Raw genomic sequence first — 22,610 nt, forward strand, 5'->3', positions numbered from 1 at the left:
TCGGGCCTCACTGATCTTGGAAAATTTGTAGTAGCGGTTTTTACCTGTATTCATAGGCGCAAATGCATATTAGCATGCGATTTGCTTCCTAAGACCCTTGCTATTTCTTGTAGCGCCGAACTTCCAGCACGCCTTTAAGCTGGTCCATCTTGGCCAGTACCTTGCCCAGGTTCCCCAGGGTGGCGATTTCCAGGGTGAGCAGCATGGTGGCGGTGTTGTCATCCTGGTGGGACTGGGTGTGCACGGCGGTCACGTTGACCTTTTCATTGGCCAGCACGGCAATCACATCCTTGAGCAACCCCTGGCGATCCCAGGCGCGCAGGAACACATCCACCGGGTAGGTAATCCGGTCGGCTTCGCCCCAGGTCACTTCGATCACCCGGTTAGGATCATCGCCCTGCATGGCCAGCAGTTTTTCGCAGTCAGCGCGGTGAACGGTAACGCCCCGCCCCTGGGTAATAAAGCCCATGACTTGATCGCCCGGCACCGGCTGGCAACAGCCCGCCATATGGGTAAGCAAATTCCCTACCCCATGGATGGTGATATCACCACTGGTGGAGGCTTTCGGTTTGGCCGGGACAAACTCCATTTCCTGCTGGTTATTGTCCGGCTGCAGGGCCTGCACCTGATTGACCACATGCCCCGGACGCAGGTCGCCTGCACCCAGCGATGCCAATACGTCGTCACCGGTTTTCAGGTTGAGGTGCGGCGCCAGAGCATCCAGATCCACTTTTTCCAGCGCCAGCCGCGACATTTCCTTTTCCAGGATGGTGCGCCCCTGAACGATATGCACATCGCGGTCCTGACGCTTGAACCATTGCTGGATCCGCGCCCGGGCGGATGACGTCGCCACGTAGCCCAGTGAAGGGGTCAGCCAGTCACGGCTGGGGCCACCTTCCTTGGTAGTGAGAATGGTGACCTGCTCACCGGTATTCAGGCTGTAGTTCAACGGCACAATGTGACCGTTCACCTTGGCGCCCCGACAGCGGTGCCCCACTTCGGTATGGATGTGATAGGCGAAATCCACCGGCGTGGCCCCGGATTCCAGGTCCACCACATGGCCTTCCGGGGTGAAAACATACACCCGGTCGCTGACCAGACCATGGCGCAGCTCGTCCACCATGGCATCCGGGCTATCGTCACCCAGCTCTTCGTGCCATTCGAGCACCTGACGCAGCCAGGTAATACGCTGCTCGTAGTCGGTAACGCCGCTCTTGCCTTTCTTGGCGCCTTCTTTGTAGCGCCAATGGGCGCAAACACCCAGCTCCGCCTCTTCATGCATATCGAAGGTACGAATCTGGACTTCCAGCATCTTGCGTTCCGGGCCGACCACAGCCGTGTGCAGGCTCTGGTAACCATTGCCCTTGGGGCTGGCGATGTAATCGTCGAATTCCTTGGGCACGTGCTGCCACAGCGAATGCACAACCCCCAGGGCGGCGTAACAGTCACGCACTTCCGGCACCATTATACGTACCGCGCGCACGTCATAGACTTCGCCGAAGTCCAGATGTTTTTTCTGCATTTTCCGCCAGATGCTGTAAATGTGCTTGGCACGCCCATTCACTTCAGCGCCATCGATGCCGTTCTTTTCCAGGTAGCCGCGGAGTTGCTCCAGCACGTTTTCGATGTACTGCTCACGCGCCAGGCGCTTTTCATCCAGCAGTTTGGCAATTTTCTTGTAGGCACCCGGTTGCAGGTAACGGAAGGACAAGTCCTCCAGCTCCCACTTCAACTGACCAACACCCAGCCGGTGTGCCAGCGGCGCGTAAATATCGAAGATCTCCTGGGCCACCTTGCTCTGGCGCTCCGGGTCCGCCTCCTTGACCGCACGGATGATTACCGTCCGCTCGGCAAGCTTCACCAGGGCGACGCGCACGTCGTCGACCATGGCCACCAGCATCTTGCGCATGTTGTCGAGCTGGCCATCCTGCTGGCCCAGCACTGCCTTGCGGGTGGGGTTGAGCGAGGTACTGATCGCCGCCATGCGCAGCACGCCTTCGATCAGGTTGGCCACATCCGGGCCGAATTCCTTCTCCACGTCCAGCAGCGTGATCTGCCCTTCGCGCACCGCCCGGTAAAGAACAGCGGCAGGAAGAATGTCACTGTCAGCCCCCAGGTCCACCAGCACTTCGCCCATTTCCAGGCCGATATCCAGGCAGCCTTTGCCGTAAGGCCATACCCGGCCTGCGGCCTCACCAGCCAGCTGGCATTGCTCGGCGCGTTCGCAGGCCTGTTCCAGCAAGGCACGGTCGCGGACAGGCGCGCGGTTTTCCAACTGCGTGATCCAGTCACGCCAGTGAACGATGGAACCTTCTGAGGGCTGTCGCCGTACCGTTACCATGGCAGAACCTGCTACTTCTTCTTCGCTTTTTCGAATACAGCGATGGACTCAACGTGGGTGGTGTGAGGGAACATGTCCATCACTCCTGCCGCTTTAAGACGGTAGCCCAGCGCCATCAGTTCCCCGGCATCACGGGCCAATGTGGCGGGGTTGCATGACACATAAACAATCTTTGACGCACCAAGCCGGGGCATCAGCTTCACCATCTCCAGTGCGCCGGTGCGCGGCGGGTCAATCAGGATACGATCATACGCCTCTCTGGCCCACGCCTGGCCGCTAATGTCCTGACTGAGATCCCAGGCGTGAAACTCCAGGTTTTCCAAGCCATTGCGGCGGGCATTCTCGTAACCACGCTCCACCATGGCCTGGCTGACTTCCACCCCCACCACCTTGCCGGCACGTTTGGCGGCAGGAATGGTGAAATTCCCGAGGCCGCAGAACAGGTCCAGCACCGTGTGCTCCGGTGAGATGTCCAGCAAGTCCAGTGCCAACGGCACCATTTTGCGGTTAATTTCTGCGTTTACCTGGGTGAAATCCGTAGGATGGAAGGCCAGCTCAACCCCTGCAGACGGGTGTTTGTAGTACAGGCGCTGCTCACCACCTTCTGGCCAGATACGGTGCACGGTACTTTCGTTACCCGGTTGCAGGTAACAGTGCCACCCCAGATTCTGGCAGAAGCCCAGCAGGGCCTGTTGATCTGCCTCAGGCAAGGGATCCAGATGACGGATAATCAGGGCCACATCGTCATCGCCGGCGGCCAGTTCAATCTGCGGGATACGGCTGCGGCTTTCCAGACCATGCATCAGGGTACGCAGCTCAGAAAGGCGGTGCCCCACGTCCGGGATCAGCACTTCACAAGTGCGTAGCTGGGCAATGAAACTGTTGCGCTTTTCCCGGAAGCCCACCAGGGTTTCGCCTTTGGCTTCCACATACTTCACGCCCAGGCGGGCCTTGCTGCGGTACCCGGTCACCGGGCCGGTCAGCGGCGCCAGCCACTCCTCCGGTTCCAGGCCACCAAAATGCTGCAGCTGCTCGCGCAATACCGCTTCCTTGCGCGCTACCTGCACCTCCGGGCTCATATGCTGCAGGCTGCAGCCACCGCACAGGGCGCTGTGCTCGCACGGCGGGGTGACCCGGTCCGGGGAAGCGGTCACGATTTCCACGGCTTTGCCTTCATCGAACTTGCGGCGCATGTAGGTGAATTTGAACATCACCTCTTCACCGGGCAGTGCATTATCAATGAAGGTCGTCTTGCCATCGCGGCGGGCGATGCCCCGGCCATCGTGGCTCAGGGTTTCAATGCTGGCGGGCTCCGGGGTTTCCGGTAACTGCTTGCGACGTCGTGCCATGGAGGATCTCAATACTCTGGGGGTAAATCCGGGAATGGGCAGCCATGCGGCGCAGGCTGCCAACGTGGTGCGGATTGTAGCGTTTCAGGCCGCTGGCGTCAGATTTGTGACACTCTTGCGGGATCGGCTCAGCTTGCCGATGCTTTCTGCCAGGTCTCCAGGAACGCCAGGAAGTGCGGATGCCCTTCTCCTTTCAGGTAGTCCTGCAGCAAGGCCAGCTCCTGATCGTAACCGGTGGCATCCAGCTCACCACGCATCAGCTGAAAACGCAGATACACCAGCCAGGTGTTGAGCACGTCGGTTTCGCAGTAGTCACGAATCCCCTTGAGATCACCATCCTGGAAAGCGTCGAAGACCTTGCCGCCGCTCATTCCCATCTTGCCGGGAAAGCCCAGCAGCGTGGCGATCTGGTCCAGCGGCGCATTGGCGCGGCCGTTATACATGGCCAGCACGTCCATCAGGTCCAGGTGACGCTGATGGTAGCGACTCAGGTAGTTGTTCCATTTGAAGCTGGAGTCTTCATTGCCGGTTTCCCAATAACGGTGGGCAGGCACACCATGCTTTAGCGCGCGATAGTGCAGCACCGGCAAATCGAAACCGCCGCCGTTCCAGCTCACCAGGTTCGGGGTAAAGCGATCGATGCCATCGTAGAAGCGCTCGATCAGCTCTTTCTCTGTGCTGTTCTCATCGCCCAGGGACCACACTTTCACCCCTTGCGCAGAACGTAGCACCACGGAAATGGCGACAATACGATGCAGGTGCAGGCGCAGAAACTCGGTACCATTCTCCTGACGGCGCAGGTTGAGCAAGGCGCTGGCAGTGTCCTTGTCGCTAAGCCCATCCAGATCGTAGATACGGCGCCCGCCATCCAGATCGGGGATGGTTTCGATATCAAAGACCAATACGTTCACATGCTCTCCCTGTTTTCGCTGTCAATTGTCCACTATCAACTGTCAACGGCATTAAACACACCGGTAGACAGATAGCGGTCGCCCCGATCGCAGATAATCGCCACGATCACGGCATTTTCCAGCTCGTCACTCAACCGTAGCGCCCCAGCCACGGCCCCGCCGGATGATACACCGCAGCTGATGCCTTCTTCGCGGGCCAACCTGCGCATGGTGCGCTCGGCCAGGTCCTGATCCATATCCATGACACGGTCTACACGGGCATCATCATAGATGGAGGGCAGGTATTCCTTCGGCCAGCGACGAATGCCGGGAATGGAGGCACCGTCGGTGGGCTGCAGGCCGACAATCTGGATAGCCGGGTTCTGCTCCTTCAGATACATGCTGCACCCCATGATCGTGCCGGTGGTGCCCATGGAACTAACGAAATGGGTAACGCCCCCATCCGTATCGCGCCAGATTTCCGGGCCAGTACTTTCATAATGGGCCAGCGGGTTATCCGGGTTGGCGAACTGATCCAGCACCGTGCCCTCGCCACGGGCCTGCATGGCCTGGGCCAGGTCGCGGGCACCTTCCATGCCCTCTTCCTTGCTCACCGAAATCAGCTCGGCGCCATAGGCGGCCATGGCATCACGGCGTTCCTGGCTCTGGTTGGCGGGCATGATCAACTTCATGCGGTAACCGCGCATGGCAGCGGCCATGGCCAGCGCGATGCCCGTATTGCCACTGGTGGCTTCAATCAGGGTATCACCGGGCTGTATCTGCCCGCGCTGCTCGGCCTTGAGGATCATGTTCAATGCCGGGCGATCTTTTACCGAGCCGGCCGGGTTATTGCCCTCCAGCTTGACCAGAATGGTATTGCTGGTCTTGCCTGGCATGCGCTGCAGACGCACAAGGGGCGTATTACCCACGGTCTGTTCAATGGTTTTATGATTCATGGCGCGTATTGTACCTAAAAAATAGCAGCACGCTGCATGCCCCACGCAACAACGCGGTGGACGACGTAGCCACCCCAGGCCAAGGGCGCTGCGCCGCTTAAGAAGTCACAATCTACACCTGCGCTATGGCATGAAGTCTAAGGCCTGCTGCATGTTGCGGCTCTTCAGGCATAATGGGGAAAACAACAGCAATCGGGGATTCATGGTCAACCAAAGCCTTCGCTCACGCCTGATGTTCATGGCCGCCCTGCCCGCCCTGTTGGCGGCGCTGGTCATTGGTGGCTATTCCATGGTCAACCGGATTGTGGATGTCCGCGAGACCAATGCGCAACGTCAGCAACTGGTCACCGATAGTTATGCCGCGCAACTGGAAACCCTGCCTCATGACAGCCGGGGCAAACAGCAGAAACTGTTACGCCAGTTACTGGAGGAGCAGGACGTCCGCGCCGCCAGCCTGGTATTCAACGATGGCAGACCAACCCTGCACGCCGGGCCACGGCTACGCCCCGCCCCTGACGGCGCGCCACCCGATGCACAGGGCCGGGTCACCACCGATACCAGCTGGCAACTGGATCGGGATCTCAGCGGGGTGCTGCCCGCCCAACTCACCGTGGAGTTTTCCCAACAAGGGCAATACCTTTCCACACTGGAAAACCTGCTCACGCTGTTTCTGGTCATGCTGGCACTGATCATGATCGCCATGATTCCCGCCCTGCGCTTTTCGCGCCAGCTGACTCAACCCATCAGCGACATGGTCAGTGCGGTTCAGCGCATCCGCGATGGCGATCTCAGCATGGCCATTCACACCCAGGCCAAAGGTGAGCTATCAGAATTGGAAACCGCCCTGCGGCAAATGGTCGCGGCACTGGCCGACGCCCAGACCGAGCTGCAGCAGAACGTGGATCAGGCCACCCAGGATCTGCGCGAGACTCTGGAAACCATCGAGATCCAGAACATCGAACTGGACATGGCACGCAAGGAAGCCCTTAAAGCCAGCCACATCAAATCCGAGTTTCTGGCTAATATGAGCCATGAGATTCGCACCCCGCTCAATGGCATTCTCGGCTTCACCAAACTGTTGGACCGCTCTCCCCTGAGCCCGCGCCAGGAGGATTACCTCTCTACTATTCACAAGAGCGCAGAGTCCCTGCTGGCAATCATCAACGACGTGCTCGATTTCTCCAAAATCGAAGCAGGCAAACTGTCCCTGGATCACACCCCTCTCAACCTCCATGACCTGATCGAAGACGTGCAGACCCTGCTTGCCCCCATGGCGCAGGAGCGAAACCTGGAACAGGCAGCCATTATCTACTCCGATGTCCCGGTGGCGTTGTTGGGCGACCCACTGCGCATTCGCCAGGTGCTGACCAATTTGGTCAGCAATGCCATCAAATTTACCGACCAGGGCTCCGTGGTAGTGCGTGCCATGCTGGAGGAAGACCGGGGCGCAGAAGCGATCATCAAGATTACCGTCACCGATACCGGCCCGGGCTTGAATCCGGAAGCCCAGAAAGACCTGTTCAGTGCCTTCACCCAGGCCGACCAGAGTGCCCGCCGGCAGGAAGGCGGAACCGGGCTGGGGCTCGCCATCAGCAAGCGCCTGGTGGAAGGCATGGGCGGCGAGATTGGTATCGACAGCAGCGAGGGCCGTGGCTCCACCTTCTGGTTCACCCTGCGCACCGAGCGAAACCCTAAACAGCCGGCCCTGCAACAGCCCCATGCCCTGGTAGGCCGCACAGTCACCTTGATTGAAAGCGATGAATACGGCCGGCTGGGCCTGTACCACATGCTCAGCCATTTGCAGCTTCGCATCCATGAACAGCACAGCCTCAACGATCTCATGGAGGCACTGGATCAAGGGGGGCTGTCGCACAGTGATTTTCTGGTGATCGGCCTGCCCGGCCGGGCCCCGGGCATCGACCTGCAACAGCTTCTTGATGACCTTGCCGCCCTTGGCACTCCGCTGCTGGTGCTGTGCAACAACCCGGAAAATGTTTCCCGCTGGTTGGAGGACTACCCCCATTGCCAGGTTCAAGGCAAGCCCGCTACCCGCCAACGCTTGCATAGCGCCCTGCTGGCATTAAGCGGCCAGGACACAACCGCCCCCCGTCGCCAACCAGCCACACAGCCGTTCCCGCGCCCGGTTTCTGTTCTGCTTGTGGACGACCACCCAGGCAACCTGAAACTGGCCCGGGTCTTCCTGGAGGAACTCGGGGTCACTGTCACCGCCTGCGACAGCGGTCAACGCGCTCTTGACGCCTTCCGCAAACAGCCATTCGATCTGGTCTTCATGGACATCCAGATGCCCGGCATGGATGGCAAGGAAACCACCCAGCATATGCGCGACAGCGAACCGGATGGCACCCATACGCCCATTGTCGCGCTAACCGCCCACGCGCTGGAAAGCGAGCGGCGGGAACTGCTGGATCGCGGGCTGGACGACTACCTGAGTAAACCGATCACCGAAGGGCAACTGCGCCATACGCTGGAGAAATGGGTGCTGGAAAGCACCTCCGATGAGCTGCCGGATGGCCCTGACAGCAACGATAACAGTGACCAGGTCTTTGATCCTGCATTGGCCCGTCGCCGCGCCGGGGGGCGTGACCACCTTGCCGACGAAATGCTGAAAATGTTGCTTGATAGCCTGGAAATAGATCGCCCGGCTATCTCCGCCGCCTTCGACCGGAACGATAACGACGACTTGCTGGAGCGGGTGCACAAACTCCACGGTGCGACCCGCTACTGCGGCACTCCCCGCCTGGAACAAAGCGCCCGGCAACTCGAAGAAGCATTGAAGACCGGCAGCGACCGTACCCACCTTGGGCCACTGGTCTCTGCCCTGTGTGATGAGATCTGCGCTCTGGAACAGCTCTGGCAAGACCAGGGTGACGCCATGACACTGAGTTAGCCCATACTTGGCCGGGCACAGCCAGTCCGGCCTAAACCTTGTCGATCAAGGCCCGCATGCTGCGCACGGCTTCATCCAGCCCGGTAATCGCCGCCCGGGCGATAATGCTGTGGCCAATATTCAGCTCGTTGATACCCGGGATTTCCGCAATCGGCAAGGTGTTGTGATAGTGCAGGCCATGGCCAGCATTGACCACCAACCCCTGCTCCAGCGCAAACGCCACTCCGGAACGGATGCGCGCCAGCTCCTGCTGCTGTTCGTCCACCGTTTCTGCATCGGCGTATCCACCGGTATGAATTTCAATTGCCGGGGCGCCGCATTCCCGGGCCGCCGCAATCTGTTCTTCATCCGCATCAATAAACAAGGACACTTCAATGCCTGCCTGCCCCAGTCGCTGGCAGCACTGGGCAATCCAGGCCTTGTTACCTGCCACATCCAGTCCACCTTCGGTGGTCAGCTCTTCACGCTTTTCCGGTACCAGACAGCAATGCGGCGGTTTAATCCGGCAGGCAATGCCCACCATTTCTTCAGTGGCCGCCATTTCCAGATTCATACGGGTCTGTAGTGTTTGCGCCAGCAGCTCCACATCCCGGTCGTTGATATGCCGGCGGTCTTCACGCAGGTGCACAGTAATACCATCCGCCCCCGCCTGCTCCGCAACCAATGCAGCCTGCACCGGCTCGGGGTATCGGGTGCCACGGGCTTGGCGAAGAGTGGCGATATGATCGATGTTGACGCCAAGAAGTACTCTGGACATAAGACTCACCTTAAACGCATTTTACGGGCCAGCCGGAAGAGACGGGGCCCCTGAGCTTCTAGCTTCTAGCTTCTAGCTTCTAGCTCGTAGCTCGTAGCTCGTAGCTCGTAGCTCGTAGCTCGTAGCTGATATTTTGATTCTAGCTTTCATTTCTCCCGAAACAGCTCCCGGCTTTTCAATGGCCGGTTGCCCAGATGCGGAGCCAGCAACTGTCGACACAAACTTAATGCTGCCTTGCGCGCGGCAGGATGCCAATCCCCCTGAGCAATGGCCAGCAAGTCCACGCCAGCATAACCTGCCCCGGTTTCTGTCTTCGCCAGGCCCTGCTCAGGGTTTAACTGGTATAACGCCTCGGGATCCAGCCCGTGCCCGTGAACATCCTGATCCAGGGCAATGCCGTAACCAATTTGCTCCAGCGCCGCCAACTCGAATTGCCGCAGGGTAATATCGAAGGGCGTCTGCGTCAGCAAATCGGACAAGGCCTGCTCGTATAACGGCCAAACCGATGGATTGGGGTCGTCCCGATGCAATAATCGCGTCAATAGTTCGTTCAGGTAAAACCCGCAGTACAAAGCCTTGCCGGTGAGCATAAGTCGATTCCCCCGTGGCTCGCACGCCCGCAGGGAATACATCTCACCGGAGGGCTTCAGGGCTACCCACAAGGGAGTAAACGGTGCCAGTAACGGATCTTTGCGACCGCCACGCACCACCGCACCAACTCGGCCAAGTGCAGGAAGAAACAGGTCTACCGTCAGGCTGGTATTACGAAAAGGCCGCCGGTGAATTAGCCAGGCGGCTTGCAGTGACGTCTCAGCGAGGCTCATCGTAGCCGAGGGAGCGCAAAGCGCGGGCATCATCGGACCAGCCCGCCTTGATCTTCACCCACAGGTTGAGCATTACTTTGCGCTCGATCAAACGCTCGATATCTTCACGGGCCTGGATGCCGATCTGCTTGATACGCTCACCCTTGTCGCCAATAAGAATTTTTTTCTGGCCACGACGTTCCACCAGAATAGCAGCAGAAATTTCGGTGACGCGGGGGCCGTCTTCCCACATCTCCACTTCCACACTCACCTGATGGGGGACTTCCTGCCCGAGCTGGCGTACCACTTTTTCACGAATAATTTCCGCCACCATAAACCGCAGGCTGCGATCGGTAAGCTGGTCCTCCTCGTACCAGAACTCCCCTTCCGGCAAGCGCTGAACCAGTGCCTTTTCCAGCTCTACCAGGTTTTGTTCACGCAAAGCAGAAACCGGGATCACCGCGTCGAAGGGGTAGCGTTCACTCAAGGCCTGGATGTGCGGCAACAAGGCAGCCTTGTCATCCACGTTATCGACCTTGTTGATGATCAACAGCACCGGCACCTGATCCTTTTCCGGCAACAAGGACAACACATGCTCGTCCGCCGGCGTCCACTTCATGGCATCCACCATCATGCAGATTACATCTACACCGAACAGGGTGGATACCGCAGCTTCATTCATGGCGCGGTTCAGGGCTTTTTCCTGACCGGTGTGAATACCCGGGGTATCGGCAAACACAATCTGATAGTTATCACGGCTGAGGATACCGTGAATCCGATGGCGGGTGGTCTGCGGCTTGCGTGAAGTAATACTGACTTTCTGGCCAATCAGGTGGTTCATCAACGTGGATTTACCCACATTGGGGCGCCCGACGATGGACACCATGCCACAACGAGTGGCCTGGGAATCGTCAGTCTGGGAAGAGGGGGTATCAGTCATACTGCTGCTCCAGCCATTCAAGCGCCAGGCTTGCGGCCTCTTGCTCGGCCTTACGGCGGCTCGCGCCCTGGGCAATAAATATTTGCTGCACCTGATCCAGTGAGCACTGCACATCGAAAGTCTGTTTCGGCGCCAGGCCTTCCACCTGGGTCACTTCATAGGTAGGTAATTCAAATTTGCGTGCCTGCAGCCATTCCTGCAAACGGGTCTTGGCATCCTTCTGGGCACTTTGCGGTGAAACCGCTGCAAGGCGGGGCGCAAACCAGGACAACACCACATCCCGGCAACGGGGCTCACCACCATCCAGCAGCATGGCGCCAATTATCGACTCCAGCGCATCCGCAAGAATGGAATCGCGACGAAAACCACCGCTTTTCAGCTCGCCACCACCCAGTACCAGGTATTCCCCCAGGCCCAACTCCCGTGCGACCAGCGCCAACGTCTGACCACGCACCAGAGACGCCCTCATACGAGTCAGCTGGCCTTCGGCCGCTTCAGGAAACTGTTCAAACAGGGCAACGGAAATAATCTGCCCGAGCTGGGCATCACCGAGGAACTCCAGCCGCTCATAGTTACGGTAGCGGCTGACACTGCGATGGGTCAGTGCCAACTCAAGCAGGGATATATCCTGAAACTGATAGCCCAGGCGGGCCATCAATCGGTTAAGGTCTCCATTCACTGGCGAACGTCTTTCTTGAACTCGTCTTTGAAGGTCATCACGATGCTCACGTTGTAAAACATCGGTTCGCGCACTTCATAGTCCGTGGAAACGGTCAGTACCCCGCCTTCCTTGACAATCGCCAGGTCATCCACGCGAATCACATTGACCTGGTTGATGGTAAATCGCTTGCTCAGCCCATCGCGTATTTCACCCGGAGACATCAGAGCCGTTTTACTGTCCTGCAGTAATGAGCGGATGGTTGTCGCAATCGTGTTGTGCTCCATATAGGCCGGAACCATGCGGAATGCTGCCGTCCCCAGAATAGCCACAACGATCAGCACGACTGCCCAGCTGATCAGTGACATCCCACGTTGCCGTGAGGGCGTTGTTGTCATCATTTTAGTTTGCCTCCACCTTATCAATGGCGCCATTACGAGAAAAACTGGGCAGAGAGAAAACCGGTTTCCAGTGCATCCAGATCATGAACGCTTCCCCCACGACCAGCCCCTCAGGGACTATACCCCAGAATCGGCTGTCGTTACTGTTATCACGGTTGTCGCCCATCACAAAGTAGGCGTCTTCCGGCACGGTCCACTCTCCCTGGGTGCGAGCCTGGGGCAGCTGGCGCCCGGTATAGGGGTTGGTTTTGCCTTCCTGCCAGATCAGGTGAGTAGCGTTACCCAGCTGTTCAACGTATTGCTTGCGCCATACCCCCGGGCCAACCCATTCATTGACCAGATCCCGATCAATTATCTCCCCGTTCACCGTCAACACATTGTCCTTTACCTGCACAGTGTCACCGGGCAACCCCACCACACGCTTGATGAAGTTCTGCTGCCGGTTTTCCGGAAACTTGAATACCATTACATCGCCACGCTCGGGCTCGCTGGTTTCAATAATTTTGGTGTTGGTAACGGGCAAACGCAGGCCATAAGCAAACTTGTTGACCAGAATAAAGTCATTTATCTGCAGCGTCGGCAACATGGAGCCGGAGGGAATAGTGAACGGCTCGACAATAAACGAGCGGATCACCAGCACCACGAAGAATACCGAAATCAGCGAGTTGGACGTTTCCACCACACTGCCCACCGCGCCGCCTTTACTCTTCAGTTTCAGCACCTTGTCGATCAACCAGACAACGACAGTAATAGCCAGCGCCAGGGTCAACCAAAAACCGATATCAATATCCAACAGAAATCTCCTAAATAACGCTGGACGCCTGGCGCCTGACGCCGGATGACTGGAGGTTTTGCGTCCGGCCTTTGGCGTCTTGCATCCGGCGAGTATTCATTAATCATCCACCTTGAGCACGGCGAGGAAGGCCTCCTGGGGGATTTCCACATTCCCCACCTGTTTCATGCGCTTCTTGCCTTCTTTCTGCTTCTGCAGCAGCTTCTTTTTACGAGACACATCACCGCCATAACATTTCGCGGTCACGTTCTTGCGCAGGGCTTTCACGGTCTGGCGGGCAATGATCTTGCTGCCAATGGCCGCCTGAATGGCCACATCAAACATTTGTCGTGGCACCAGCTCTTTCATTTTTTCACACAGGGCACGGCCCCGGTAGGCTGATTGGTCCAGGTGGCAGATCATCGCCAGCGCATCCACTTTATCACCGTTAATCAGCACATCGACCCGCACCAGCTTGGTGGCTTCGAATCGCTCGAAGGCATAATCCATGGAGGCAAAGCCCCGGCTCACGGACTTGATGCGATCAAAGAAATCCAGCACCACTTCCGCCATGGGAATGTCGTAGGTCAGGGCAACCTGCTTGCCCAGGTACTGCATGTTGATCTGTGAGCCACGACGTTCCACGCAAAGGGTGATCACATTACCCACAAATTCCTGTGGCACCAGGATATTGACCCGCGCAATAGGCTCACGGAACTCCTCGATCTTGCCGCCTTCAGGCAACTTGGACGGATTATCCACGTGCAAGATGTCGCCAGAAACCAGCGCCAGCTCGTAGACCACGGTGGGGGCCGTGGTAATCAAATCCAGGTCGTATTCACGTTCCAGTCGCTCCTGGATGATTTCCATGTGCAGCATGCCCAGGAAGCCCACCCGGAAACCAAAGCCCAATGCGTCGGACGTCTCCGGTTCATAGAACAGGGAGGCATCATTCAGGGTCAGCTTGGCCAGCGCATCGCGGAAATCTTCATAGTCATCCGCACTTACCGGGAACATGCCCGCGTAGACCTGCGGCTTGACGTTCTTGAAGCCCGGCAAGGCCGGCACATTGGGGGTTTTCGCCAGGGTCAGGGTGTCGCCCACCGGAGCCCCGTGAATATCCTTGATGCTGCCGCTCACCCAGCCCACTTCGCCGGCTTCCAGCAATTTAGTCTCGGTGCGTTTGGGAGTGAAGATCCCCAGGCTGTCGACCACATGGGTCTGGCCGGTGGATTTCACCAGAATCTTGTCACCTTTTTTCAGGCAGCCTTCTTTGACCCGCACCAGCGAGATCACGCCCATGTAATTATCGAACCAGGAGTCGATAATCAGGGCCTGCAGGTCCGAGTCGCGCTCGCCTTCCGGGGGAGGAATGCGCTCAACCAATTGCTCCAGCAGATCATCCACGCCGACGCCAGTCTTGGCAGACACCCGGCAGGCATCATGGGCATCCAGGCCGATGATTTCCTCGATCTCGTTGATCACCATTTCCGGCTCGGCCTGGGGCAGGTCGATCTTGTTCAGAACCGGCAGCACTTCCAGATCCTGCTCAATGGCGGTGTAACAGTTTGCCACGGACTGAGCTTCCACGCCCTGGGCAGCGTCCACCACCAGCAGCGCCCCCTCACAGGCCGACAGGGAACGGGACACCTCGTAGGAAAAATCCACGTGACCCGGCGTATCAATAAAATTCAACTGGTAGGTTTCGCCATCACGGGCCGTGTAGTACAAGGTCACGCTCTGGGCCTTGATGGTAATGCCCCTTTCCCGCTCCAGCTCCATGGAATCCAGCACCTGAGACTTCAGCTCACGATCACTAAGGCCGCCGCAAACCTGGATAAAGCGGTCTGCCAACGTGGATTTGCCATGGTCAATATGGGCGATGATGGAAAAGTTGCGAATATTCTTGATGTCAGTCATAAGGCCTGTTGAACAAAAGGTCGTTGCCGCACCAGCCTTCCCCGCCCCGCATTCTCAAACCCGGGGGACAGAAAGGGCCGTCCTGCTGCCCGACCCTGCGCCGGACAACACACCGTGATACTCAAAACGACAAACAATGGGCCGCGATTCTAGCGGATATCGGGGGGGAGTTGCACGGCGCACCGTCCGGTGCGCCGAAAAACCACGCCGGGCACCCCAAAAACGGGGCTATGGCAGCTTCAGCGCCAGAAAGCGGGGGGTGCCATCACGGTTGACCAGCGCCGCCACGGTGCCTTCTTCCGGCAGATCCGCCGCCACATCGGCCAGATCCGCAGCGCTATTGATCGGTGAGCTGTGCAGAGTCACCAGAATATCGCCGACCTGGATCCCCGCCTGGCGGGCCGGACCATCCGTAACCTGAGTAACCACAACCCCCGCTTTCAGGTCCAGGCGGCTCAATTCTGATGCAGACGCTTCACGCACGGTCAGACCGAGCTTCACACCGGGGGCGGTCTCGTTATCCTGGGCGCCACCGCTCAAGGCCATTTCCGGATTATCCGGCAGCAGCCCGATGGTTACCGACAAGGTCTTTTCCTCACCATCGCGGACCACCACCATGTCCACATCCGATTCCGGCTTCACCAGGCCAACCCAGCGTGGCAGCTCCGACGAGCGATAGATGGTTTCATCGTTGAAACGGGTAATCACATCACCCGGCTCCACCCCGGCCGCCTCGGCCGGAGAGCCCGCCAGCACCTGGGAAACCAGGGCACCACGGGGCGAATCCAGCCCAAAGGATTCGGCCAGATCCCGGTCCACTTCCTGAATCAGCACACCCAGCCAGCCCCGGCTGACCTTGCCGCCATCCTTGAGCTGGCTGACCACATCCATGGCCATATCCACAGGAATGGCAAAGCTCACGCCCATATAACCGCCGGAACGGCTGAAAATCTGTGAGTTAATCCCGACCACTTCACCGCTAAGATTGAACAACGGGCCACCGCTGTTACCCGGATTGATCGCCACATCAGTCTGGATGAAAGGCACATAGCTGTCGCTGGGCAGACTGCGCCCTTTGGCGCTGACAATCCCGGCCGTCACACTGCTGTCAAACCCGAATGGCGCACCGATGGCCAGCACCCATTCACCCACTTTCAGGTCGGCAGAGGAGCCGATATCCACCACGGGCAGATCACCGGCATCCACTTTCAGCAACGCCAGATCACTCTGTTCATCAGCCCCCACCAACTCGGCGGGCAGCTCACGGCGATCCTGCAGGCGCACCATGATCTCGTCGGCTTCCGCCACCACATGGTTATTGGTCAGCACGTAACCATCTGCGGAAATGATAAAACCGGAGCCTAATGAGCGGGTATCTTCCTGCTCCGGCAACGACGGTATTTCACCTTCACCACCGAACTGTTCGAAAAAATGCTGGAAAAATTCAGGCAGCTGCTTGAGCTGATCTGCGGCAGAGGACTCATCCCGGTGCGTCACGGTGCTGATATTCACCACCGCCGGGCCTTCCTTCTCGACCAGGCGAGTGAAATCAGGCAGACCGGTCACCAAAGGCTCACCGCGCTGGGCTGAAGGTTCAGAAGAAGGGTCGGAGCATGCCGCCAGTACGGCACTCAGGATTACAAGCCACACTGCTGCGAAACGATATCCTCGTCGCATTGAAGTCTCCTTTTATCAGGCCTTTTCGCGGCCTTTTATTGCGATGCGGGCTTAATCACCACGGCCTGACAACTATCGTCCCCGGATGGCATCAGGCGTGGCTGATAAGCCAGAGTATGCCCCGCGCGGCGGCTCATGACACGATTGACCGCAAAACCGAGAAACAAACCCGCCATACCCAGCAAGGCAGATGCATCAACGGTTTCGATGGGAAGAGCCGAGCCCAGCAAGGCACCAGTAAACAACAATACCAGCGGTAGCCCATATACCCACAGCGCACCACGCATCAGCGCGCCCTCGGGCAACGCCACATTGACGGTATCGCCAACCTGGTGAGAATCTTGAGAAGGAACCCGCAGACGGGCGCGCTGCCCGGACTGCTGTTCATTGATGAGGTGATGCCCGCAGCCAGCTTTCGCCTTGCAGGCACCACAGGTGGACGCACGCACGGTTTCTACCCAGATAGCCCCGGGCTCTACCGCCACGACGACTCCCTGCTCCTGTAACATCAGGGCTGGCTGTCTCGCACGCTGATGCCTTCAATCACACGCTCTGCGGTGTTTTGCGGCACCTCACCCACCAGCGTCACCAGGTAGGCACCGCTAGGGGCGGTGAGTCTGCGGCTAACCGCTACCGTGGGGCCAACGCGGCTTACACCCTCTTCCACGGTGCTGTCTCCCACCGCTTCCACAAACACGGTAAACGCCGCCAACCCATCACTGTAACCCTGTGCGGCCACGGGCTCGCGGTCGGAACCGCCCTGTCGCCAATCCTGATCCACAGAGGTAAAACCCGCTGGCATCCATTGCGCTTCCACCGACAACTGGTGAGACGGGTGAGAATCCGCCAGTTGCGTCAGATCGCTTTCTTTCACGGTTTCAGGGATGGAAAAATCCTGCTCGGTAAGCGGCGCGGCCAAGGTCAAGGTAACAAATTCCACCCGCTCCAGAGCCACACCACTGCCATCAACCACTTCCGATTTAAGCAGCAGATTACTCTCATTATCCAGCCACAGGCGGTAGCCGTAGCGATGGGTATCCAGCGGCGCCACACGCATGCGCGTAGCCGCACGACCAGCAACACGGCCATCGCCATCCACCAGAATATTGTACTGTTCGGGCACATCGTGAGCGATACGCTCACCCAGCCCCAGCGGGCCGGCCTGCTTGCGATTAATCCGAGTCAGGGTGCCGTTTGGATGCAGGCACACCACCTCATCACCCCGGCGCAACACCTCTACCAGCCGGCCATCCAGGTGGGTCAACCGCTGGAACTCACGGCCACCAATCACCGCATGGCTCACTTCCATAGTGCTGACTTCAGCACCGAATTGATAAAGGAAACGGCCGGTGTAATTGAGGGAGCGATTGGCCTGCGCCATGGACTGGAGCTGGTCCTGCGCTGGCGAGGTATTCGCCAGCGCCACTTCAGACAGCGCCACCATCGGCGAGCAGAGAGTCAGAGAGAAGGCAAGAGCTCGAAGCATCATCCGTTAGCGGGCCCCGTGACGGGCGTCCATGCTGACCAGCCGGGCAAAGGGCATCATCCCCTGGCCGCTATGGCGCGCAGCGAAATCGCTATGACGCAGCAGCATGTTATTCACACGGGGCTGGGAGACCGGCACCGCAGTAGCAGGGGTCGCCGTCACATTGCTGGTTTTGAACGCCTGGGACACCAGGGACGTTTCAGCGAATGGACGGTTGATGCGGTTATCCGGCGCCGCAGCGGCCAGAGCCGGTGCTGCTGACCCATTCACCGCCTGGCTGCCTTCCCAGGTCTGCCAGCCAACCACCGTGGCCGCAGCCACAGACGCGGCTACCGCCAGGCGCGCCATACCGCCCAGCCATGCAGGGCGGCGAGCAGGCAAGGTTTCTTCTGCCAGCGCAGCAGACAGGCTGGCATTAAAGCCCGCCGGCACCGCCATAGAGGCATGGCTATGCATAACGTCACTGGCCAACTGCCAGCGAGCCAGCGTTTCCAGCTCGCTATCGTCGATATCACGCATTACCCGACGGGTTTCCAGCTCGCTGGTTTCACCGTCAAGGAACGCGGACAGCGTTTCCAAATCCCTGTTCATACTCTCACCCTTTATCGCCGCGCTGTGAGCCCAATAGCGGGCGAACAGCTGTGTCAATTGCTTCCCTGGCCCGGAAAATCCGGGACCGAACTGTGCCCACCGGGCATTCCATGACGACCGCAATGTCCTCGTAGCTGAGGCCCTCGAATTCACGCAGGGTCACGGCCGTCTTCAACTCCTGAGGCAGCTCATTAATCGCTGCATGAATGACCGCCTCCAGTTCCTCTGACAACACGAGGGACTCCGGGGTTCCAATCTCGTGCAGCATTTCTGCACCGGCGTACTGTTCGGCTTCTGCAGCGTCCAGGTCAGAGCCCGGCGGCCGGCGGCCGGCCGACACCAGGTGGTTCTTGGCGGTATTGACCGCGATACGGTAAAGCCAGGTATAAAAGGCGCTGTCTCCACGGAATCGGGGCAGCGCGCGCCAGGCCTTGATAAAGGCTTCCTGGGCAACATCCTGGACCTCGTCCTGGTCACGCACATAACGACTAATCAACGCGAAAAGGCGCTGCTGATACTTTCGCACCAACATCTCAAAGGCACGCTGATCGCCGGTTTTGGCTTTCTTGACCAACTCTTCGTCTGACACCGATCCCCCGGATCTATCGCGAAACGCGTGAAGTAACCATGGCCGCATGACGGCCCACTAAAACGCGCCATTGTAGCAGTTGCCCGGGCGGCGGCTACACCATGGGCACGATTTCGCCACCTTTTCACATTGCTTGAACATTTCTGTGGCGGCGAAGTCGAGGCGTTTCAACGTATTATAGGACAGAATCGGACACATAAATGCCCGAATGGTTCCCGAGAGAACATGGAAATCGGACGCATTCTCGATAGAACACAGAAGAAGAAAGGCGCTCACAGGAGCCAGAGGCGGCCCTGCGAGCGGTAGGTCATGAAGGCACTGAGAGCACTGAAAGCGCTGGGAACTAGAAAATTGAGCAGCCAGAACCGCCGAATTTCTTTTTCACCTGGGCCATACAGCCGCGCATCAGCAGGCCAAAGGGATCGCCGGGCAGGGTTTCGCAGACCTTCTTGGCCGCATAGGCCTTGGAACATTCCGTGGCCGTAGCTTCCAGGGTGTTGCCGGCCACCGGTTGCGCCCCGACCTGCCCGCCCGGGGCGGCGGCCGCCATCAAACCCGCAGATCCCCCCGGTGCCGCCTTCGGCTCACTGGCCTCGATCATCGCAGCCACCACATCGGCAGGCAGCCCCTCTTTGGTCAACCAGCTGGATTCTTCAGGCGTAAACAAGGCATAGGGCTGGCCCGCAGCCTTGATACTCGCTGCCATGGCCGGTGCCGAACGCTTGCGATAGGTTTCCTTGAGCACATCCATCACCCGTAAATCCGCCGGCCCGATAAATAAAAGCCGTTCATTACCGTGAATCTCATCCGCGAATTCAGGGTGCTTTCCGACAATCGCCGCATAAGCCTTGAGGCGCTCATTACGTTTTTTCCCCGCCAGCACCTCGGCCAAATGGGTGGACACCAGCGGGCGATAGAATTTCAGTTGCGGGTTATCCAGCGCGGCGGCCAGCTTATCCACATCCTTTGATTTCTTGAGCGAGTCATACAGCGGCTCTTCCGCAACGATGCTTCGCGTCAGCTTTTCTTCATGGGAGAAGAACGAGGCATACCAGGCCGCATCGGTGACTTTCTGGGTGCCACGTAATTTCCCTAGCGGAAACCAGCTCATGAACAATGTGCCGCGGTAGTGAGCGTTGGCGCTATACACCAGCTCCCCTTCCGAGCGCATTTCGATGGTCGTATCGAAGTGCTGCGGTGACACCACAGGAACCAGACAAAGACTGAATGTACAGCCCAGCGTCGTCACCAGCACCGTCGCAACCGTTCCCACGCTATTCTTCGGGCGATGGCGCGTTACCGTGATATCCAGCGGCGGCATATCACCATCATGCAACCAGTAATCCGCCGCCCGCGCCATTTCATCATTGGCACTGCTTCTTGGCTTCTCGTCAAAGGCTCTCTGGATTCTTTCACTGGCCCATGGGTAGGCATTATAAGTCGCCTTACCCTTGGCGTAGGGAATAATCGGATTATTCGGATTGGTGTTGAAAAGATCAATCGTGTCCTGCGTGATGGGTGTACCCTGCTCCGTGTAGTAATTCGCAGACATACAGCCACTTAACAAGCTCACACCCATCGCGCTGGCTGCCAGCCCTTTTAGTACCCTTCTCATAGTGTTCCCCGATACTGATTGTCCGTACGCCACTTCCCCCAATGAAAGCAGCGCTGTCCCAAGTCACAGGAAAATAACAACACTGTCACAAAACTGCATCCCCCATTTGGGGGATGGATCAGCATTGGTCATTTAGCCAGGACCGGATTCACCGCTATACTGGCCACCGCATATCCCACCCAACCGGGCTCTTCACAACAGGATTCTCCATGGCTACCTACCGACACGATGTACTCATTATCGGCTCCGGCGCTGCAGGCCTCACCGCTGCCTTGCGCCTGCCGGATGAGTGTCAGGTTGCCCTGCTCTCCAAGGGAGAGCTCACCAGTGCCAGCACCTACTACGCCCAGGGTGGCGTGGCCGCGGTGCTGGATCAGGAAGACTCACTGGAAAGCCACGTGGCCGACACCCATGTGGCCGGCGCCGGCCTGTGCCACGATGATGCCGTGCGCTTTACCGTGGAAAACGGTCCCGACGCTATCCGCTGGCTGATTGATCTGGGCGTGGACTTCACCCGCTTTGACAGTGGTGACGGCAGCAAGCTGCCCTACCACCTGACCCGCGAAGGCGGCCACAGCCACCGGCGTATCATTCATGCTGCCGACGCCACCGGCAAAGCCATTTCCGGCACATTGATTGAACAGGTCTGCCAGAAACACAACGTGACCCGTTTTGAACACCGGGTAGCCGTGGACCTGATCGTGCAGGAACACGACGCCCCCAACGGGGAACAAGGCAAAGAAAAACGCTGTTGCGGCGCCTACGTGCACAACATTCAGACCGGGGAAACCGACGTTATTCTGGCCCGCTCCGTGGTACTGGCCACCGGCGGCGCCTCCAAGGTGTACCTGTATACCTCCAACCCGGATGTGGCCACCGGCGATGGCATCGCCATGGCCTGGCGGGCCGGCTGCCGCGTGGCCAACATGGAATTCATGCAGTTCCACCCAACCTGCCTCTATCACCCCAAGGCAAAAAGCTTCCTGGTCACCGAAGCCATTCGCGGCGAAGGCGGACACCTGCTGCTGCCCAATGGCGAACGCTTCATGAACCGCTTTGATGAGCGCGGTGAGCTTGCTCCCCGGGATGTGGTGGCCCGGGCCATTGACCATGAGATGAAACGGCTGGGGGCAGACTGCCTGTACCTGGATATCAGCCACAAGCCGGCGGACTTCATCATCGAGCATTTCCCCACCGTATACGCCAAGTGCCTGCAGCTGGGGCTGGATATCACCCGCGACCCGATTCCCGTGGTCCCCGCCGCCCATTACACCTGTGGCGGCGTAATGATCAACGAACATGGGCAAACCGACCTACCCGGCCTCTACGCCATCGGTGAAACCAGCTTCACCGGCCTGCACGGCGCCAACCGCATGGCCAGCAACTCATTACTGGAATGTTTCGTCTACGGCAAAGCTGCCGCCGACCATATCGGCGCACACCTGGATGAAATCCCCACACCCCGGGACGACAATGAATGGGACGAGTCCCAGGTCACCGACTCAGACGAGGACGTGGTCATCAGCCACAACTGGGACGAGCTGCGCCGCTTCATGTGGGATTACGTGGGCATCGTGCGAACGGAAAAAAGACTGGAGCGAGCCCTGCACCGGGCCGAACTGCTGAAGAGCGAGATCGCCGAGTATTACAGCAACTACCACATCAGCAACGACCTGCTGGAGCTGCGCAACCTGGTGGTGATCGCCGAGCTGATCATCCGCTCCGCCATGCAACGCAAGGAAAGCCGCGGCCTGCACTTTATGCGCGATTTCCCCGGTGTGAATGAAGAAACCAGGGACACGATCCTGACGCCGCTAATCAGTTGACAGTTGATAGTGGACAGTTGACAGCGGCGCGATTGGAGTGCCCCCGATTTAGTAGACACCTAATGATTAAACGGTCGCAGCATAGGCACTGGGGGAAACTCCTCCCAGTGCCATGTGCCGACGCACATTGG

At 58.6% G+C, this 22,610-nt stretch carries 19 protein-coding genes; 2 read left to right on the forward strand and 17 right to left on the reverse strand.

Annotated elements, in window-relative coordinates; genetic code table 11:
* Positions 1 to 100: 100 nt before the first annotated feature.
* The 4 genes from relA to cysM all read right to left on the reverse strand — a co-directional run bounded on the left by relA (position 101) and on the right by cysM (position 5,536).
* Positions 101 to 2,341, reverse strand: a complete 2,241-nt coding sequence (relA, locus tag COA55_RS16010) for a GTP diphosphokinase (RefSeq protein WP_290502962.1) — start codon at positions 2,339 to 2,341, stop codon at positions 101 to 103.
* 11 nt (positions 2,342 to 2,352) lie between these two features.
* Positions 2,353 to 3,690, reverse strand: a complete 1,338-nt coding sequence (rlmD, locus tag COA55_RS16015) for a 23S rRNA (uracil(1939)-C(5))-methyltransferase RlmD (RefSeq protein ID WP_290502963.1) — start codon at positions 3,688 to 3,690, stop codon at positions 2,353 to 2,355.
* A 128-nt stretch (positions 3,691 to 3,818) separates the two neighbouring features.
* Positions 3,819 to 4,601 (reverse strand): 3'-5' exonuclease, encoded by a 783-nt coding sequence (locus COA55_RS16020; RefSeq protein WP_290502964.1) that lies wholly within the window; start codon positions 4,599 to 4,601, stop codon positions 3,819 to 3,821.
* Positions 4,602 to 4,636: 35 nt separating this feature from the next.
* A complete protein-coding gene (cysM, locus tag COA55_RS16025; RefSeq protein WP_290502965.1) occupies positions 4,637 to 5,536 on the reverse strand; it encodes a cysteine synthase CysM in 900 nt (299 codons plus the stop codon).
* A gap of 202 nt (positions 5,537 to 5,738) precedes the next feature.
* Between cysM and COA55_RS16030 the strand changes: the two genes are divergently transcribed.
* Positions 5,739 to 8,444, forward strand: coding sequence for a response regulator (locus COA55_RS16030; RefSeq protein ID WP_290502966.1), 2,706 nt, complete (start codon positions 5,739 to 5,741; stop codon positions 8,442 to 8,444).
* Positions 8,445 to 8,475: 31 nt separating this feature from the next.
* Here the strand turns inward: COA55_RS16030 and pdxJ are convergent, their stop codons facing one another.
* From pdxJ to COA55_RS16095, 13 genes are all read right to left on the reverse strand, one after another.
* Positions 8,476 to 9,201 carry a pyridoxine 5'-phosphate synthase gene (pdxJ, locus tag COA55_RS16035; protein WP_290502967.1) on the reverse strand — a complete coding sequence of 242 codons (726 nt, stop codon included), beginning with the start codon at positions 9,199 to 9,201 and terminating at the stop codon, positions 8,476 to 8,478.
* Positions 9,202 to 9,347: 146 nt separating this feature from the next.
* Positions 9,348 to 10,025, reverse strand: a complete 678-nt coding sequence (recO, locus tag COA55_RS16040; protein ID WP_290502968.1) for a DNA repair protein RecO — start codon at positions 10,023 to 10,025, stop codon at positions 9,348 to 9,350.
* Positions 10,012 to 10,944 carry a GTPase Era gene (gene era, locus COA55_RS16045; protein WP_063519210.1) on the reverse strand — a complete coding sequence of 311 codons (933 nt, stop codon included), beginning with the start codon at positions 10,942 to 10,944 and terminating at the stop codon, positions 10,012 to 10,014. The genes recO and era overlap by 14 nt, the downstream gene beginning before the upstream one ends.
* A complete protein-coding gene (rnc, locus tag COA55_RS16050; protein ID WP_082872317.1) occupies positions 10,937 to 11,623 on the reverse strand; it encodes a ribonuclease III in 687 nt (228 codons plus the stop codon). The genes era and rnc overlap by 8 nt, the downstream gene beginning before the upstream one ends.
* Complete coding sequence (locus COA55_RS16055; protein WP_290502969.1) at positions 11,620 to 11,970, reverse strand: DUF4845 domain-containing protein; 351 nt, start codon at positions 11,968 to 11,970, stop codon at positions 11,620 to 11,622. Before COA55_RS16055 ends, rnc begins: the two co-directional genes overlap by 4 nt.
* A 34-nt stretch (positions 11,971 to 12,004) precedes the next feature.
* On the reverse strand, positions 12,005 to 12,796 hold the full coding sequence (lepB, locus tag COA55_RS16060) for a signal peptidase I (protein WP_290502970.1): 792 nt from the start codon (positions 12,794 to 12,796) through the stop codon (positions 12,005 to 12,007).
* A gap of 99 nt (positions 12,797 to 12,895) precedes the next feature.
* Entirely contained in the window at positions 12,896 to 14,695 is a 1,800-nt protein-coding gene (gene lepA, locus COA55_RS16065) for a translation elongation factor 4 (protein WP_063519214.1), read from the reverse strand.
* Between the two features lie 228 nt (positions 14,696 to 14,923).
* Complete coding sequence (locus COA55_RS16070) at positions 14,924 to 16,372, reverse strand: DegQ family serine endoprotease (protein WP_290502971.1); 1,449 nt, start codon at positions 16,370 to 16,372, stop codon at positions 14,924 to 14,926.
* A 35-nt stretch (positions 16,373 to 16,407) separates the two neighbouring features.
* Positions 16,408 to 16,857, reverse strand: coding sequence for a SoxR reducing system RseC family protein (locus tag COA55_RS16075; RefSeq protein WP_290502972.1), 450 nt, complete (start codon positions 16,855 to 16,857; stop codon positions 16,408 to 16,410).
* A gap of 23 nt (positions 16,858 to 16,880) precedes the next feature.
* Entirely contained in the window at positions 16,881 to 17,861 is a 981-nt protein-coding gene (locus COA55_RS16080; RefSeq protein ID WP_290502973.1) for a MucB/RseB C-terminal domain-containing protein, read from the reverse strand.
* A gap of 3 nt (positions 17,862 to 17,864) precedes the next feature.
* Positions 17,865 to 18,449, reverse strand: a complete 585-nt coding sequence (locus tag COA55_RS16085) for a sigma-E factor negative regulatory protein (protein ID WP_290502974.1) — start codon at positions 18,447 to 18,449, stop codon at positions 17,865 to 17,867.
* A 4-nt stretch (positions 18,450 to 18,453) separates the two neighbouring features.
* The gene (gene rpoE / locus COA55_RS16090; protein WP_290502975.1) at positions 18,454 to 19,038 is read right to left on the reverse strand and encodes an RNA polymerase sigma factor RpoE; all 585 of its coding nucleotides are present in this window, start codon (positions 19,036 to 19,038) and stop codon (positions 18,454 to 18,456) included.
* Between the two features lie 343 nt (positions 19,039 to 19,381).
* Positions 19,382 to 20,590: a hypothetical protein gene (locus COA55_RS16095; protein WP_290502976.1), complete on the reverse strand. Its 1,209-nt coding sequence runs from the start codon at positions 20,588 to 20,590 to the stop codon at positions 19,382 to 19,384.
* Between the two features lie 272 nt (positions 20,591 to 20,862).
* On the opposite strand from COA55_RS16095, the gene nadB reads away from it, so the two are divergent.
* Positions 20,863 to 22,479, forward strand: a complete 1,617-nt coding sequence (nadB, locus tag COA55_RS16100) for an L-aspartate oxidase (RefSeq protein ID WP_063521053.1) — start codon at positions 20,863 to 20,865, stop codon at positions 22,477 to 22,479.
* Positions 22,480 to 22,610 lie beyond the last annotated feature (131 nt).

The sequence above is a fragment of the Alcanivorax sp. genome, from assembly GCF_002733835.1.
Taxonomy (GTDB): domain Bacteria; phylum Pseudomonadota; class Gammaproteobacteria; order Pseudomonadales; family Alcanivoracaceae; genus Alcanivorax.

What these genes read in the sequence shown, in the direction of transcription:
- COA55_RS16055 (WP_290502969.1), bottom strand. Translation starts at nt 11,970, where the DNA reads ATGTCACTGATCAGCTGGGCAGTCGTGCTGATCGTTGTGGCTATTCTG.
- COA55_RS16085 (WP_290502974.1), bottom strand. Translation starts at nt 18,449, where the DNA reads ATGAACAGGGATTTGGAAACGCTGTCCGCGTTCCTTGACGGTGAAACC.
- nadB (WP_063521053.1), top strand. Translation starts at nt 20,863, where the DNA reads ATGGCTACCTACCGACACGATGTACTCATTATCGGCTCCGGCGCTGCA.
- COA55_RS16095 (WP_290502976.1), bottom strand. Translation starts at nt 20,590, where the DNA reads ATGTCTGCGAATTACTACACGGAGCAGGGTACACCCATCACGCAGGAC.
- COA55_RS16070 (WP_290502971.1), bottom strand. Translation starts at nt 16,372, where the DNA reads ATGCGACGAGGATATCGTTTCGCAGCAGTGTGGCTTGTAATCCTGAGT.
- relA (WP_290502962.1), bottom strand. Translation starts at nt 2,341, where the DNA reads ATGGTAACGGTACGGCGACAGCCCTCAGAAGGTTCCATCGTTCACTGG.
- era (WP_063519210.1), bottom strand. Translation starts at nt 10,944, where the DNA reads ATGACTGATACCCCCTCTTCCCAGACTGACGATTCCCAGGCCACTCGT.
- recO (WP_290502968.1), bottom strand. Translation starts at nt 10,025, where the DNA reads ATGAGCCTCGCTGAGACGTCACTGCAAGCCGCCTGGCTAATTCACCGG.
- pdxJ (WP_290502967.1), bottom strand. Translation starts at nt 9,201, where the DNA reads ATGTCCAGAGTACTTCTTGGCGTCAACATCGATCATATCGCCACTCTT.
- COA55_RS16030 (WP_290502966.1), top strand. Translation starts at nt 5,739, where the DNA reads ATGGTCAACCAAAGCCTTCGCTCACGCCTGATGTTCATGGCCGCCCTG.
- COA55_RS16080 (WP_290502973.1), bottom strand. Translation starts at nt 17,861, where the DNA reads ATGATGCTTCGAGCTCTTGCCTTCTCTCTGACTCTCTGCTCGCCGATG.
- lepA (WP_063519214.1), bottom strand. Translation starts at nt 14,695, where the DNA reads ATGACTGACATCAAGAATATTCGCAACTTTTCCATCATCGCCCATATT.
- cysM (WP_290502965.1), bottom strand. Translation starts at nt 5,536, where the DNA reads ATGAATCATAAAACCATTGAACAGACCGTGGGTAATACGCCCCTTGTG.
- rlmD (WP_290502963.1), bottom strand. Translation starts at nt 3,690, where the DNA reads ATGGCACGACGTCGCAAGCAGTTACCGGAAACCCCGGAGCCCGCCAGC.